Here is a 15,106-nt window from a genome sequence, read left to right as displayed (position 1 = left end):
AAAAGTGTGTCGTTACCAGCAAAATGTTCAAAATTTCATCAAAAATCTACATAAAATAAACATAAAAAGTAAAATAGGACAAATTTCGTCTATAAATATTTCCTTATTTTCGTTAAAATACAATAAGGAACATTTTATCCTAGCTCCGTCCAGGTGTCTAGTATTTTAATAGGGGGTTGAAAATTGAAGAATGGAATAAAGGTTTTTTTGTGTCTTCTTTTGGCATTTACATTGTTTCCATTTAATAGTTTAGAAGCTAATGCACAGGGTAATGATGTATCTGTAAAGCTTAGAAACTATTTGGGAAATAAAAAGACAGTTGGGGTTGACGTAGTAGGTGAATATCTTGTCGAGGGGCAGAATGATTTAACGCTGGTTTCCTCGAAGGACTACTCTGTTAAACTCGAGAATGGAGAGCTCGTTTTATATACAGGGAATTCGAGGATAAAAGAATTTAGTGGATCTTTTACAGTAATTCCTAAATCATATGGTGCCAGTAATTATATTAGTATAAACGGAAGGGATTATTTAGGAGAAATTGAATTTACTATTGAAGAGTCATATATACGTCCAATCAATACGTTACCATTGGAAGATTATTTAAAGGGGGTTGTCCCTTATGAAATGCCTGCAACCTGGCATAAGGAAGCGTTAAAGGCCCAGGCAGTTGCGGCAAGAACGTATGCAATGAATTACGTTGGTTCGGTAATAGATGATACCATCAGGTACCAAGTTTATGGAGGTTATATCTGGGATTCCAGCTCTTATGATACATCAACAGCCGCAGTCAACGAAACAGTGGGCGATGTATTGAAGTATAATGGGAACCTAATTTCTGCAGTATATTCTTCAAGTAACGGAGGGCATACAGAATCTGCAGCAAATTATTGGGGGAATTCTCATCCATACTTAGTTGGGAAGCCTGACCCTTTTGACCCGCAAAGGCCATGGAGCTTAACTATTGATAAACAACAAATAGATACTTCAGGTCTAGATTTGAAGAATCCATCAGAGTGGTGGAACAGTGTAAGTGAGAAAAACTCTGATTTAGCTGAATTAAATAATATAAAGGCTTATATTAATAAGGATTTTTATCCGAATACAGAAATTAAAATTGTCGGAGTCCCGAAGCTAACTATATCGGGTAAAAATTCAAGTGGAAAAAGTACAAACGGTAGTCTTACAGTTGACTTTTTTGTGAAAAACGCAGATGGATCATACCGTATGGAAGATACAAGTGAATTACCTGATGATTATTCCAATGAGTTAGCAGGGGAAGATCGATATGGGACTAGCGTTGAGGTTGCTGAATACGGATGGGCGGCTGGCGCCGATTCCGTCGTACTTGGACGAGGGGATATTACTCTTGATGCATTGACTGGTACAGTGTTAGCAAAAAAGTACAACTCACCATTATTATTAACAAGGTCTGATCGTATTCCACCAGAGGTATTAACTGAAATTAAAAAGATTAACCCTACTTCGAAACGTGTATTTTTGCTTGGTGGAGAACAGGCTATATCGGAAAGTGTAGAAAATAGCATTCGAAATAGTGGATATACGCCAGTACGAATTATGGGAGAGACTAGATACCATACAGCAGTTAAAGTTGCTGAACAGATTCAAAACAGCAGTGAGGTGATTATCACAAGCGGAAACGAAAATTCACCAGATGCACTTTCGATTGCCTCATATGCTGCAAAAAATCAAATTCCTATTCTGCTGACTAGATCAGATCGAGTTCCTGCTGTTGTTTCCAATTACCTAAAGAAACATAATATCTCTAAGGTACACATCATTGGTGGAACAGTTGCTGTTTCAAAGGCAGTAGAGGACCACGTTCGAGGCCTAGGAATTTCAAACATTAACAGAGTCCAAGGTGAGGATCGCTTCGCTACAAGCGTAGCAATAGCAAAAGAATTTAAATACGATATGAGTAATGTGATTTTTGCCAGTGGATATCTGTTTGTAGACGCATTGCCAGGAGCTGCGCTTGCAGCAAAGTTAAATGCACCGGTTATTTTAACAAGGCAGGATAGATTTCCTAATGTTGTGAGGGGATGGTTAGACGGATTAAGCAACCAACCATTTATCCACTATCTTGGAGGACCTGTTGCCATTTCTGAGAATACGAGAGATGAAATCAAACAAACGTTAACGGCAAGTATCAACTTATATACATTGACTAAAGAAGATGTGGGAATTGGTACTTTAAGAAATATTTTAGGCGGAACGTTATTTAAAAGCTACCATATCACAAATGTTGCGAATAGCGAGTCGCGTGTAACTATATCGGGTCTCGGTTATGGTCATGGTGTAGGAATGAGCCAATATGGAGCTTACGAAAGAGCGGAAGCTGGTCATAGTTATAAACAAATACTGAGCTTCTATTATGAAGGTACAACATTGCAATAGTAAAAAATGGGCTACTCCTAAGGAGTAAGCCCATTTTTTTATAATCCTGTTGGTAAGTTCTGAATGTAAGAATCTGACCAGTGCAGTAGCTTTAGCATTTTATCGTAGTATTCGTTATATTTATTGGTTTCAAATAACTGTTTTGTTTCTAAGTCATAAATTCGTTTAGGGCGCGTACTCGTCTGAGGGACAAGTAGGATATTATCTCTGAAAAAAGATCCAGCTGGAAGATAATATCTCATACCTAAAAGATTTTTATCATAGTTCAGTAAATCTTGCCCAAAATGAATTTGTTCCCCCATGTCTACTCCCATAAGGTTCAATAAAGTAGGCATTATGTCTAACTGACCGCCCAATTTATCAACTTCAAATCCGGTGTTTTCTCCAGGAATATTTACAATGAAAGGGATGTTGAACCGATCAACAATGGAATACCCATGACCTAAAACCTGTTTCATAAGCTTTACATCTTCATTTTTAAGTAGTTGGCCATGAACTCCTGAATGATCTCCGTAAATACCAATTATAGAATCTTCCCATATTCCTTTATCTTTGAGATCTTCAATAAACAATCCAAGTGCATGATCTGCGTAATGGGCAGATATAATATAGTTCCCTGTAAGAGTATCATCAAACTTTTTCGGCAGTGTGATAAGTTGTTTTTCTTTTGGAAGCTCAAATGGTGTATGGCTAGTTAATGATAAAACGTGTGCATAAAATCTTTGCTTTTTATCTTGATAGTCTTCAAGAATAGGCACTGTTTTTTTATAAAAATACTCATCCGAAGGTCCGAATCCAACTGTATCTTTATCTCCGTAATATTTAATATCATAGTACTCCTGAAAGCCCAGCGCAGGATAAAGTCGATCTCGATTCCAGTATTCAACTTCATCTGCGTGGAACGTTGCTGAAACATATCCTTGCTTTGAAAGTAATCGAGGCATACTTGGGTACCGTTTATTGGGATAAATTTTGGATGTCGGTTTATTTCCTATAGGATACAAAGATGTATTTACAATAAATTCAGCATCAGATGTATTCCCCGCACCTATTTGTTGGTACACATTTGAGAAATAAATCCCTTCGTTTACAAGTCGATTTAAATTAGGAGTGATTTCTGTGCCATCAATTTTTAGATTAATGACAAAATCCTGAAAAGATTCTAATTGAATTAGGATTAAGTTTCGATTTTTGGCAAGTCCGTATTTTTCCCTATCCTGGACATTGGTGATTAATGTATTGCCCTTTATTTCTTGAATGCCTTTATTGTTAAAGTCTAATTGTGCGGCTGCAGTCTCGCTAAAGTCGGCATATATCTGTGCCAATTCAAAATTGAATACCCCTTTATTATGTGCAAGTGTAACAGGGTCTTTGATGAATTGTGTTTTCACCAGAAGAAAATTAGCCATTGAAATGATTACAGCAAAAATAATGATAATTGATACTGCTCTTTGGCTTAACTTCCATTGTGGAGCCCTGGTTAAATTGAAAAGCAAAACTAGAATGAGCAAGTCTATAAATATCAAAAAGTAAGTAGGTTTAATGAGCAGAAGTATACTCTCGGAAACACTCGAAACTTGACCGAGTTGTTGCAGATCAAAATAAGTAGGTAAAGTTCCAAAATATGCCGAATATACCAAACTAGCAAAAAACATTAATGATAAAAGTATATTAAATAAGAAGTAGGCAAATGGTTTAGCTTTAGAATTCAGCCATTCAAAAAGACATAAGAATATTAGAATGATCGGAAGCTCGAACCATAAAGTCGTCAACAGATTTAAATCATCTAATAGTAGAAAACGGAACAATACTACTTTTAAGAAAAGTAACAGTACAAAAGGTAAGAAATATATAGATACCTTGTTTGAAATTATATTTTTTAAAATCACTATTTTCACCTCGTAATGGTTATCCTTACAATGATATTACAAATGTTAAGGTGATGTAAAGTGAGTTTGTTACCATAGCATTATTTAGCAGGTCGATCTAAATACTGTTTATCTACTAGTTTTATGTCTACATTGTTACTTGTTAGATTTTGTATCCATGAAAAAAATTCAGTTTCTTCATTTAAATGAACAAAAATAGTGAGTGTAACGTCTGCCAAATATTCAATTTCATCTAAAAGGTATGTTTCATGGTTTCTGAGTTCATTTTCCACTTTTCCTAGTAGGTGATAATCAATCGTACATTTAGCTTTGTGCATTAATACTCGTTCCACGATTCCTGTCGCATTGAGTCCTTCTGAGGTAGAAGTCCCGTATGCACGGATCAGGCCGCCTGCACCGAGCTTTATTCCCCCAAAGTATCGGGTAATTACTACTACTGAATTTTTCAATTTTCGCTTTTTTAACACTTCTAAAATTGGAACGCCAGCTGTACCACTCGGCTCCCCATCATCATTTGCTTTTTGGATCTCATCGTTCTCACCAATCAAGTAGGCAGAGCAGTTGTGGGATGCGTCATGGTGTTTTTTCTTGATCTGCTGGATGAACTCCTGGGCCTCTTGTTCGGATTCAGCCCGGTTGATATACGCAATAAATCGAGATCTTTGTATCGAATGTTCGTGTTGTCCGTAGCCTTTTACGGTATAATAGGATGAAAGCATTTTTTTCCTCCGGTTAATTCGTCTCCTATACCTATTATAGGGGATGAACCGAAAGGACACCAATTGATAAACGGTGACTTTTCGGTTATGTTTATGATTCAATTCCATCTGGTGACAAAATTTTTTCAATTTTTATGAAAAAAATGAAGTAATAAAGTCATAAATTTATTTTGAAAAACGAACATTGTGTTAACTAGGGAAAAATTTGGATTTAGGACTTTTGGATAATTGGGTAAGAAGGACCTAGATTTTATCCCGGATTGTTCGATACAGTAGTATGGGGAGGTACTTTTTTAATGACGACAAAATCAATTGACCCAAAAAGTATCGACACAATTCTAGATAAAACGATTCAAACGGTATCTGAAAGCAAAGAACAAATCTTTGAAATCGGAGAACAATCACGAGAAGAATTCGAAAAGCTAACACGAGAATTAAAAGACATAAAAGAACGAGTGCTTGAGATCATCCAACAAGAGGATGCGCTTGACACGAAATCCAGACTTGCACGTTCTCGCCTTGCAGAAGTGAGTAAACATTTTAATAAATATGGCGAAAAAGAAATTAAGCAGGCCTATGAATCAGCGAGCCAATTTCAAGTCGAATTGATTTCAGTTCGTCAGAAGGAGGCTACCTTACGGGAACGTCGCGATGACATTGAACGCCGCTTAGTGAATTTGAGTAAGACGGTCGAGCGAGCGGATCGATTGGTCAATCAAATCAGTGTCGTTCTGAATTATCTGGATGGGGATTTGCGCCAGGTCGGTGAGTACATTAAGGATGCAAAAGAAAAACAAGAATTCGGCCTGCAAATTATTGAAGCACAGGAAGATGAACGGGCGAGAGTATCAAGGGAAATTCATGACGGACCAGCCCAGATGCTTGCGAATGTGCTGTTGCGTTCTGAATTGATTGAAAAAATATATGTGCAAAAAGGTGTAGACGAAGCCCATAGAGAATTAAAAGACTTGAGGAAGATGGTCAAATATGCACTGACGGAAGTTCGTCGCATCATTTATGACCTACGCCCAATGGCACTCGATGACTTGGGGCTTACACCGACTCTTGAAAAGTATGTAAAAACATTGACGGAATCTACAGGGATTCAGATTGGATTTAAGTCGATCGGAAACGAACGGAGACTGCCGTCAAAAATGGAGGTTGCCGTTTATCGGATGATACAGGAATCTGTACAGAATGCCTGTAAACATGCGAAGGCGTCTGAAATTCAAGTGAAAGTCGAATTTCAGGATACGCTGACGATTCTTATTCGGGATAATGGTGTCGGCTTTGATCCAAACAAGGCTCGTGAACAGTCCTTCGGAATTATTGGCATGAAGGAACGAGTCGACATTTTAGATGGGAATATGAATATCGAGTCCAAAGAAGGCAGAGGGACGTTAATCTTAATACAAATACCATTAAATAAGCAGGAGGCAGGACGATGACACAAATGAACGCCGTGAAAACAAGAATTGCGTTGATTGATGATCACAAGCTTTTCCGTGAAGGGGTTAAGCGAATTTTAGACATGGAGGATAACTTCGAGGTTGTTGCAGAAGGCGATGATGGGCAGGATGCTGTTTCAATCATTGAGAATTTCAACCCGGATGTCGTGCTGATGGACATCAATATGCCGAACATCAACGGGGTGGAAGCGACACGCCGTTTAGTCGAAAAGTACCCGGATATCAAGGTCATCATTTTATCGATCCATGATGACGAAGCCTATGTTACGCATGCTGTCCAAACAGGTGCATCCGGCTATTTGTTGAAGGAAATGGATGCAGATGCGTTGATTGAAGCGGTGAAGGTTGTTGCAGACGGAGGCGCTTACTTGCATCCGAGAGTGACAATCAATCTGTTGAGCGAGTTCCGCCGCTTGAAGACGCATGGCCGTGATGGTGGTGGCGAGGTTGGATTTAAAGAGGTTGAATATCGCAAGCCGTTACATATTTTAACCCGACGTGAGTGTGAAGTGCTGCAGATGCTTGCTGACGGAAAGAGCAACCGTTTAATCGGGGAAGCGCTCTACATTAGTGAAAAAACAGTTAAAAACCATGTGAGTAACATTTTGCAGAAGATGAATGTTAATGATCGTACACAAGCCGTAGTCGAAGCGATCAAAAACGGCTGGGTGAAGGTAAACTGAGCTGAACTGATCGAGGTTAGATTGAGTGTGGAAGCGTCATTCTGGTAGTGAGCCAGAGTGGCGTTTTTTTGTGCGGACAGATTGATAGTCATTCAGGGTAAGCCTTGGTGAAGGGTTAAATAGGGGAATTATCATTTTGAGCGTTTATGAGGACAGTTCAGGGAGGAAAAACTGAAAAGGTGTCCCCATAGAGGGTTCAAGAAGACAGTTCAGGGAGGAAAAACGGAAGAAGTGTCCTCATAGAGGGTTTAAGAGGACAGTTCAGGGAGGAAAAACGGAAGAAGTGTCCTCATAGAGGGTTCAAGAAGACAGTTCAGGGAGGAAAAACGGAAGAAGTGTCCTCATAGAGGGTTCAAGAAGACAGTTCAGGGAGGAAAAACGGAAGAAGTGTCCTCATAGAGGGTTCAAGAAGACAGTTCAGGGAGGAAAAACGGAAGAAGTGTCCTCATAGAGGGTTCAAGAAGACAGTTCAGGGAGGAAAAACGGGAGAAGTGTCCTCATAGAGGGTTTAAGAGGACAGTTCAGGAACGGAAAAACGGGAGAAGTGTCCTCATGGAAGGTTCAAGAGGAAAGAACTCGGCGGTAAACCGTTAGTTACCGTAACCTTGTGTATACCTTGTTATTTCAATTAGGTGTTTATTTTCTGCTCATGCAGAAAAAATTCCGATTTGAATTTATTTAAGTTATCCTTAAAGAGTAAAACCCTATATATCTTTTAACTATCTTTCTTTTAAAATAAGAAGGTAATTTATTTTTAAAGTCAAATACATAAGAAGAGGAAATACGATGGAGAGGGTTATAAGTATGAGCAAAGTTGCAGTAATCACAGACAGCACCTCCTATTTGCCGGAGGAGATCCGAAAAGAGCACGACATTCACATGGTTCCACTCAATGTGATTTTCGGCTCGGAATCCTATCAGGAAGAGACTGAGCTTGTGGCGGAGGATTTCTATGCACAGGTTCGAGAAACGACAGGTGAGCTGCCGAAAACATCACAGCCAGCTGTTGGGCTGTTTGCCGATACATATGAAAAATTAGCGAAGGATGGCTACACCGATGTTGTTGTCATCACGCTATCGCGTGAAATCAGCGGTACGTATCAAAGTGCGACTTCCGCAGTCGAAATGGTCGATTCGATCAATGTACACGTGTTTGATTGCGAAATCAGCAGTGCACCACAAAGCTATTACGTGTTAGAGGCTGCGAAAATGGCAAGGGAAGACCAAAATGCTAAGGTGATCATGTCCCGTTTGACGGTTATGCGGGCAAAAGGAACCCCCGCCTTCTTTATGGTCGATGATTTGAGTCATCTACACCGGGGCGGCCGGTTGAACAGTGCACAATTTTTTGTCGGAAACCTTCTTCAAGTCAAACCGGTACTTCAGTTTGTTGATAAGAAAATCGTTCCGTTTGAAAAAATCCGTACTCGTAAAAAAGGAATCAATCGCTTGTTCGAGTTAATTCATAGCGATGTAGGCCCTGATGAACGAGCGAAAATCTCCGTCATCCATGCGAACCGGGAGGACGAGGCGAAAGAATATGCGAACCAGCTTCAATTGGAGTATCCGAATGCAGAGGTTAACGTCAGCTATTTTGGAGCGGTGCTCGGAACCCATCTTGGGGAAGGCAGCATCGGACTAACGTGGATGAAAGAATAATGACGTTCCAAGTATTACGGGGGCAAGGCTAATGCGTTTTGCCTCCATTCAAACCGAAAAAGGTTCGTTCTTGTGTCCAGAACCGCTTGTCGAAATTTCGAATCCATCACTTTTTTCAATCAAACATAGTACAATGCTAACTACACCTTCAATCAATCCAAGCTTTTCACTAGATTCAAACCTTCAAACCTATCTTTCTGGTCGACACTTACTAATTGATGAACTCCCCTTTCCAATTGATCAACTGCATTCTCATTATTTAAATGGTTCAATTTTATATGAAAAAGGAATTTTACTAAATAAAAATCGGTATTGCTGTCAGCGGTGTGGAAATGACGATCAAACCTTATTTGCGTCGTTTTCCTGTTTCCGCTGTAAGGAGGAGCAGTGCACATATTGTCGGAAATGCATCATCATGGGGCGGGTCAGTGAGTGTACACCGCTGATTCGTTGGGTTGGACCGGCTCGTGATAAGGAATTGAGTGCAGGCTTAGCTTGGGACGGAACGTTATCTGAATTGCAAAAGGAAGCTTCGCAAAGGATTTGTGAAGCAGTCGGGGAACCGAAAGAGATGTTGGTCTGGGCGGTATGTGGCGCAGGGAAAACGGAGATTTTATTCGAGGGAATTGAGCGGGCTTTGCGGTTGGGGCTGCGTGTCTGTCTAGCCTCACCTCGAACGGATGTCATTACGGAATTGTATCCTCGTTTTGAAAAAGCGTTTCCCAAGGCTGGCGTCGCTGCGCTATATGGCGGGCATTCAGAGCTTACTTCACCCTCGTCGCTTGTTTTATCCACGACACATCAGCTTTTTCGATTCAAAAATGCCTTTGATGTGATTGTCGTGGATGAAGTTGATGCGTTTCCATTTTCGTATGATCGGACATTAAAATTTGCGGTTGATAAAGCGGCTGTCGATCAGTCAACGCGTATTTACCTTTCTGCAACCCCCTCGAACAAGATGAAACAACGAGTACGCTCTCAAAACCTCGAAGTCATCCACATATCGAAGCGTTTTCACGGCTATCCGTTACCCGTCCCACATTATAAGTGGTGCGGAAACTGGTCGAAGCTTTTAAAAAAGCAGCGGATTCCTTCTGTCATTCGTCAATGGATTAAGGAGAAACTGGCAAGTGGGCGGCAAGCGTTTTTATTCGTACCGACGATTGAACAGCTTGACACGGTCTATTCGATTTTAAAAGAAAACCCTGAAATTGATTCGGTGCATTCGAGTGACCCCGATCGGATTGAAAAAATAAAACGATTTCGAAAAGGAGAGATCAAAATGTTGTTAACAACGACGATTCTTGAACGAGGCGTAACCGTTCCGAAAATTGACGTTGGCGTGCTGGGTTCAGACCATGACGTGTTTTCGTCGAATGCACTCGTTCAGATTGCAGGTCGTGCCGGGCGAAGTGTCGAGGACCCCTACGGAGAGGTCGTCTATTTTCACTTTGGGAAAACGAGTGCGATGGTTTCTGCAAAACGTGAAATCCAGAATCATAATCGAAGAGCGGGACTAGTTACACGCAGATGAACTGTTTATCGTGTCATGAACCGATTCAAATCAAGTTCGGATGGAATGATTTATTCTATCTTAATGACCCATCTAGCATTTGTTCAGCTTGTTCCGATCAGCTCGAAAGAATTGAAGGGGAGATTTGTCGAATGTGCGGTCGCTCTTTTTCGATATTTCCCGAGCAATATCGCCAGGATGATTGTTGTTTCGATTGCCTGGAATGGGAGCAACACGGCAGTTCGATCACGAAAAACCGTTCGCTTTACCAGTACAATCCATTTTTAAAGGAAGTAATGGCCCGGTTCAAGTACAGAGGTGATGCTGAATTGGTGAAGCTTTTCCAGAAGGAACTGCAAGCTCTTGTTAAACGTGCATTCAAAGGAACGATCGTTGTGCCGATCCCGTTAAGTAAAGAACGCCACTACGAGCGGGGATTCAACCAGGCAGAGTTGGTTGCTGGAATGATTGGATGCCCGTATTATCATGCGTTGAAGAGACCTGTCCATGAAGAGAAACAGAGTAAGAAGTCGAAACGCGAACGGCTCGAACATGCAACTGTTTTTACAATGAATGAGGAATTCCGCAGTGCAATCGCCAATTCAGACGTGACGATTGTCGATGATTTGTATACGACAGGGGCGACCGTCCAAGCCGCAGGAAAAATATTATTAGACCATGGAGCACGTACAGTTTCATCGCTCACAATTGCACGAGGATAAATTTTTCTAGAGGTATTTCAAAAAGTCCGGTAAAAATAGCTGTCGAATTTCTTCGTTACTCGGTCTCTCCGGTCCTCACGTATTAATCACATACGATCCGGTCCTCGAGACTGTCGTGCCTCGAACTTCTCGGCTCTTTTTATCCTCCTTTTTGAACTCTAATCGGACAACATCACTAAACTTTTGATGAATTAATCCGATATAGGAGGTAGAATGAATAGAAAGGGGTAATCTCATGGCGCAACTGGCCAATTGCCCGCAGTGCAACCGGATTTTCATTCAAAGCCTCCGCGTTGTCTGTGATTCATGTTACAAAGAAGAAGAGAAAATGTTTGAAAAGGTGTATAAGTTTATTCGCGTTCGAGCCAATCGTGAGGCTTCATTATGGGAAGTTCATGATGCTACAGGGGTACCTGAAAAGGTGATTATCCGATTTGTAAAAGAGGGTAGGATTCGTGCTCACCAGCTGCCGAACATCACGTATCCGTGTGAGCGATGTGACGCAGGTATTCAAAACGGCATCATTTGCGACAATTGCCGATCAAACATGAACAGCGATTTACGATCCTTCGATGAAATTGCACAAAAACAAACTAAAGACAGCCAAATAACCTACTATACGGAAAAAAATCCATCCACTGAAAAGGGAGGGAACTAATTTGAAGGTCAATCGGTTCGGAAATATACCAAACAACAACCCATACAAAAATCAAATGAATCGCCAGAACGAACAGTTAAGTCAACAAATGAAACAGGATAAAATACAGATTTCCAAAGAGGCACTGGAGATGCAGAAATCGAATGCACAGTCTAGCGAGCGCCTTGAAAAGGTCGAGCGGTTGAAAAGTGAAATTGATTCCGGAGAGTACAAGGTTCAGCCTGAAAAGGTAGCGAAAAACTTTTTCGATTTTTGGACTAAGAGCTAAGGGCGTGAAGCGATGAGCGGGGAGCGAATGGTCGGGCTTTTGTCCGATTTACATAATGCACATGAACTTTTGTTTGAAATATCTGTAGAAAAGACCGAAACATTAAAGGAAAACGATGTAAATAAATTGGATACGCTTTTAAAGGAAGAAGAGAAGACGATTCAATTGATCGAGAGAATCGAAAACGACCGGATAAGCGCGGTTGAACGGCTTTTGAATGAGAAGGGGATCGTTGCAGATGATAATCCATCGTTAGGGCAGCTGATCCGTTTTTACAATATAAAAGAGCAGGGGCAGCTGGAGGAATTACAGGAGAAGTTGCGGGAAACGATTGAACGGCTTCAGGAGCAGAATGAGCTGAATAACGATTTAACGCGGCAATCGCTGCAATTTGTGAACGCTTCGCTCTCGTTAATGGAACCGACCCAATCAACCGCGACATACGAACGGACAGGCCAAGCAAAACAGACGAATAGCTACGAACAACGACAATCGATGTTTGATTCGAAGGCATAGAGCGGCAAAATAAGGTATTGGTAAGCGATGATAATTGAGGATTTATTTTAAAGATAGAAAGGCGGAACAAAGCGATGTCTACGTTTCATGGACTGGAAACAGCAGTAAGAGGTTTGAGAACCCATCAAAGCGCCCTCCGAACGACCGGGCATAATATTGCGAACGCGAACACACCTGGCTATTCGCGGCAGCGTGTCAATTTTTCACAGACAGGAGCTTTCCCTGCGCCAGGTCGAAACCGGCCTGAAATACCAGGGCAGATCGGGACAGGGGTTGAAGCAGGAACGATTCAGCGAATTCGTGAAGGGTTCTTAGATATCCAGTTCAGAGGCGAAACTACGAAATCGGGCTACTGGACCGCTCGCAGTGAAGCGCTGCACAAAATGGAAGAAATCATGAATGAACCGTCAGACTTTGGGCTTGCGAAGACGATGGACCGCTTCTGGCAATCACTTCAGGACTTAGCGGCTAACCCGGAAGGTTCCGCCCGATCGGTCGTCCGCCAGCGGGGAATCGCATTAGCTGATACCTTCGGCTACCTATCGACCTCACTCAGTTCGGTTAAGAACGATCTAGAAAACCAAACGATGATTACCGTGAAAACGATCAATTCGATTGCGAGTCAAATAAACGATATCAACAAACAAATCAGTGAAATAGAACCACATGGCTATTTGCCAAATGATTTGTACGATCAACGCGACTTATTGGTCGACAAGCTTTCCGAATATGTGAATGTAAAGGTGACACCAGTAGCGAACGGTGGGCATTCTCTACAGGTTGCAGAAGGGAAATATACGATAGATATCGTTGATGATGCAGGAAACTCGATCGGAACGTTAGTAGACGGAGCAAACTTAACGGCTGATACAATTTCGATTAAGGATACGGATGCTGACGGAGCATTTGATCAATATGCGATCGGAGCAAGTGCCGGAAACATCGGAAACTTTGCATCAGGTAAACTGAAGGGCTTGATCGAATCGTACGGATATGAAGATACGAGCGGTAAAAAAACAGGCGATTACATAGAAATGCTCGCGAGTTTGGATGAAATGGCCTACCGGTTTGCGAAGGCATTCAATGATCAACATCAACAAGGTACAGATTTGAATGGGAATGCTGGCGGTAACTTTTTCAGTTTCACATCACCTGTCAGCGGGACTGATTTTGCAGGGGCTGCGAGCATGATGAAGCTTGATAGTGCAATTACGGGACCAAATGGACTTGATAAAATCGCAGCTTCCGGAGATGGGTTTGCTGGCGACGGGAGTAACGCGCTAGCACTAGCGGACGTAAAGGATCAGTCGTTGACCTTTACATCAGGTGACACATCGGTTCAGTTGTTTTATGAGGGTGTAATTGGTGAAATGGCGGTTGATGCCCAGCAATCTAATCGTCTCATGGATAACGCATCAACACTCAAGCAATCGGTTGAAGCGAGAAGACAATCGGTCAGCGGTGTATCACTTGATGAAGAGATGGCGAAAATGGTTCAGTTCCAGCATGCTTATAATGCAGCGGCAAGGAACATTACAACGATTGATGAAATGCTCGACCGTATCATTAACGGCATGGGTCGGGTAGGAAGGTAGGGATAAGCGATGCGTGTAACTCAAGGTATGTTGACGAGTAATATGCTGCGGAACTTGAGCCAGAGCTATGATCGGATGGCGAAGTATCAGGAACAGCTCGCGACTGGTAAGCGAATAACTAGGCCTTCAGACGATCCAGTTGTCGCAATGAAGGGTATGGAATATCGAACGAATTTAACTGAAATTGATCAATTTGACCGTAACCTATCCGAAGTGTACAAATGGATGGATAGTTCAGATGAGTCACTCGACCAGGCAACTCAAGTTATGCATCGTTTACGGGAATTGGTTGTACAGGCGAGTAATGGAACGTATGAAGGGAATCAACGTGAGGCGATCGGCGAAGAAGTTGAACAGCTCCGTGATCATCTAATTTCAGTTGCAAATACTCAGGTAGCAGGGAAGTACATCTTTAACGGAACAGATACAGTGAATCCACCAGTCGATGCAAATGGAACCGTAGTTGGAACGAATACAAATGCGGTGAATATTGAGGTTTCTAAAGGAATCGAAATGCGTGTTAACATCAATCAACAGAACGTTTTTCCGCAAGCGGTTTTTGATGATCTAAACGACCTTGTAACAGACCTTAAAGGTGGAGCTGCACCAGGAGCCATTAACAATTACTTGAGCAAAATTGATGGACATGTGGATAACCTTTTAAATGAGCGAGCTGAGCTTGGTGCACGTTACAATCGTGTTGAGATGATTGCCGAACGTGTATCTCAACAGAAGGTTATTGCGACCCGTGTATTATCGGACAACGAAGACGTTGATATGGAAAAAGCGATAATGAACTTGAAGACTCAGGAAAGCATTCACCGTGCTGCGCTATCTTCGGGTGCCCGTATCATGCAACCAACGCTTATGGACTTTTTACGTTAAAAGCTGATGCAGGAATATACTAAATTTGATAAAGGTTGACTCTTTAGGGTCAGGTTTACACCGAATTGACGTGATTCAGGTGAATGATTCCTGATGAGGAGTCAGCCTTTTCCTT

The 15,106-nt window shown here is 41.6% G+C and carries 13 protein-coding genes; 11 read left to right on the top strand and 2 right to left on the bottom strand.

Features of this window, described 5'->3' with window-relative positions; all coding sequences use genetic code 11:
- Positions 1 to 183: 183 nt before the first annotated feature.
- Positions 184 to 2,415, top strand: a complete 2,232-nt coding sequence (locus MOJ78_RS18625) for a SpoIID/LytB domain-containing protein (protein WP_304978818.1) — start codon at positions 184 to 186, stop codon at positions 2,413 to 2,415.
- A 38-nt stretch (positions 2,416 to 2,453) separates the two neighbouring features.
- On the opposite strand, the gene MOJ78_RS18620 is transcribed toward MOJ78_RS18625, so the two are convergent.
- The gene (locus MOJ78_RS18620; protein WP_304978817.1) at positions 2,454 to 4,304 is read right to left on the bottom strand and encodes an LTA synthase family protein; all 1,851 of its coding nucleotides are present in this window, start codon (positions 4,302 to 4,304) and stop codon (positions 2,454 to 2,456) included.
- An 80-nt stretch (positions 4,305 to 4,384) separates the two neighbouring features.
- A complete protein-coding gene (locus MOJ78_RS18615; protein WP_304978816.1) occupies positions 4,385 to 5,023 on the bottom strand; it encodes a YigZ family protein in 639 nt (212 codons plus the stop codon).
- A gap of 296 nt (positions 5,024 to 5,319) precedes the next feature.
- On the opposite strand from MOJ78_RS18615, the gene MOJ78_RS18610 reads away from it, so the two are divergent.
- From MOJ78_RS18610 to flgL, 10 genes are all read left to right on the top strand, one after another.
- Complete coding sequence (locus MOJ78_RS18610) at positions 5,320 to 6,471, top strand: sensor histidine kinase (protein WP_304978815.1); 1,152 nt, start codon at positions 5,320 to 5,322, stop codon at positions 6,469 to 6,471.
- On the top strand, positions 6,468 to 7,175 hold the full coding sequence (locus tag MOJ78_RS18605; protein WP_370529742.1) for a response regulator: 708 nt from the start codon (positions 6,468 to 6,470) through the stop codon (positions 7,173 to 7,175). Before MOJ78_RS18610 ends, MOJ78_RS18605 begins: the two co-directional genes overlap by 4 nt.
- 804 nt (positions 7,176 to 7,979) lie before the next feature.
- A complete protein-coding gene (locus MOJ78_RS18600) occupies positions 7,980 to 8,834 on the top strand; it encodes a DegV family protein (RefSeq protein WP_304978814.1) in 855 nt (284 codons plus the stop codon).
- A 31-nt stretch (positions 8,835 to 8,865) separates the two neighbouring features.
- Positions 8,866 to 10,368: an ATP-dependent helicase ComFA gene (locus MOJ78_RS18595; RefSeq protein WP_304978813.1), complete on the top strand. Its 1,503-nt coding sequence runs from the start codon at positions 8,866 to 8,868 to the stop codon at positions 10,366 to 10,368.
- Positions 10,365 to 11,069 (top strand): ComF family protein, encoded by a 705-nt coding sequence (locus tag MOJ78_RS18590; RefSeq protein WP_304978812.1) that lies wholly within the window; start codon positions 10,365 to 10,367, stop codon positions 11,067 to 11,069. The genes MOJ78_RS18595 and MOJ78_RS18590 overlap by 4 nt, the downstream gene beginning before the upstream one ends.
- A 235-nt stretch (positions 11,070 to 11,304) precedes the next feature.
- Positions 11,305 to 11,727, top strand: a complete 423-nt coding sequence (locus MOJ78_RS18585) for a TIGR03826 family flagellar region protein (RefSeq protein WP_304978811.1) — start codon at positions 11,305 to 11,307, stop codon at positions 11,725 to 11,727.
- A 1-nt stretch (position 11,728) separates the two neighbouring features.
- The gene (gene flgM, locus MOJ78_RS18580) at positions 11,729 to 11,995 is read left to right on the top strand and encodes a flagellar biosynthesis anti-sigma factor FlgM (RefSeq protein ID WP_304978810.1); all 267 of its coding nucleotides are present in this window, start codon (positions 11,729 to 11,731) and stop codon (positions 11,993 to 11,995) included.
- Positions 11,996 to 12,007: 12 nt separating this feature from the next.
- Entirely contained in the window at positions 12,008 to 12,511 is a 504-nt protein-coding gene (locus MOJ78_RS18575; protein WP_304978809.1) for a flagellar protein FlgN, read from the top strand.
- A gap of 74 nt (positions 12,512 to 12,585) precedes the next feature.
- On the top strand, positions 12,586 to 14,106 hold the full coding sequence (flgK, locus tag MOJ78_RS18570) for a flagellar hook-associated protein FlgK (protein WP_304978808.1): 1,521 nt from the start codon (positions 12,586 to 12,588) through the stop codon (positions 14,104 to 14,106).
- 9 nt (positions 14,107 to 14,115) lie between these two features.
- Positions 14,116 to 14,991, top strand: a complete 876-nt coding sequence (gene flgL, locus MOJ78_RS18565) for a flagellar hook-associated protein FlgL (RefSeq protein WP_304978807.1) — start codon at positions 14,116 to 14,118, stop codon at positions 14,989 to 14,991.
- The last annotated feature ends 115 nt before the right edge of the window (positions 14,992 to 15,106 follow it).

It is taken from the genome of Alkalihalobacillus sp. AL-G, assembly GCF_030643805.1.
Classification (GTDB): domain Bacteria; phylum Bacillota; class Bacilli; order Bacillales; family Fictibacillaceae; genus Pseudalkalibacillus.
The sequence above is the reverse complement of the archived record's forward strand: the minus strand, read 5'-3'. Positions and strand labels throughout refer to the sequence as shown.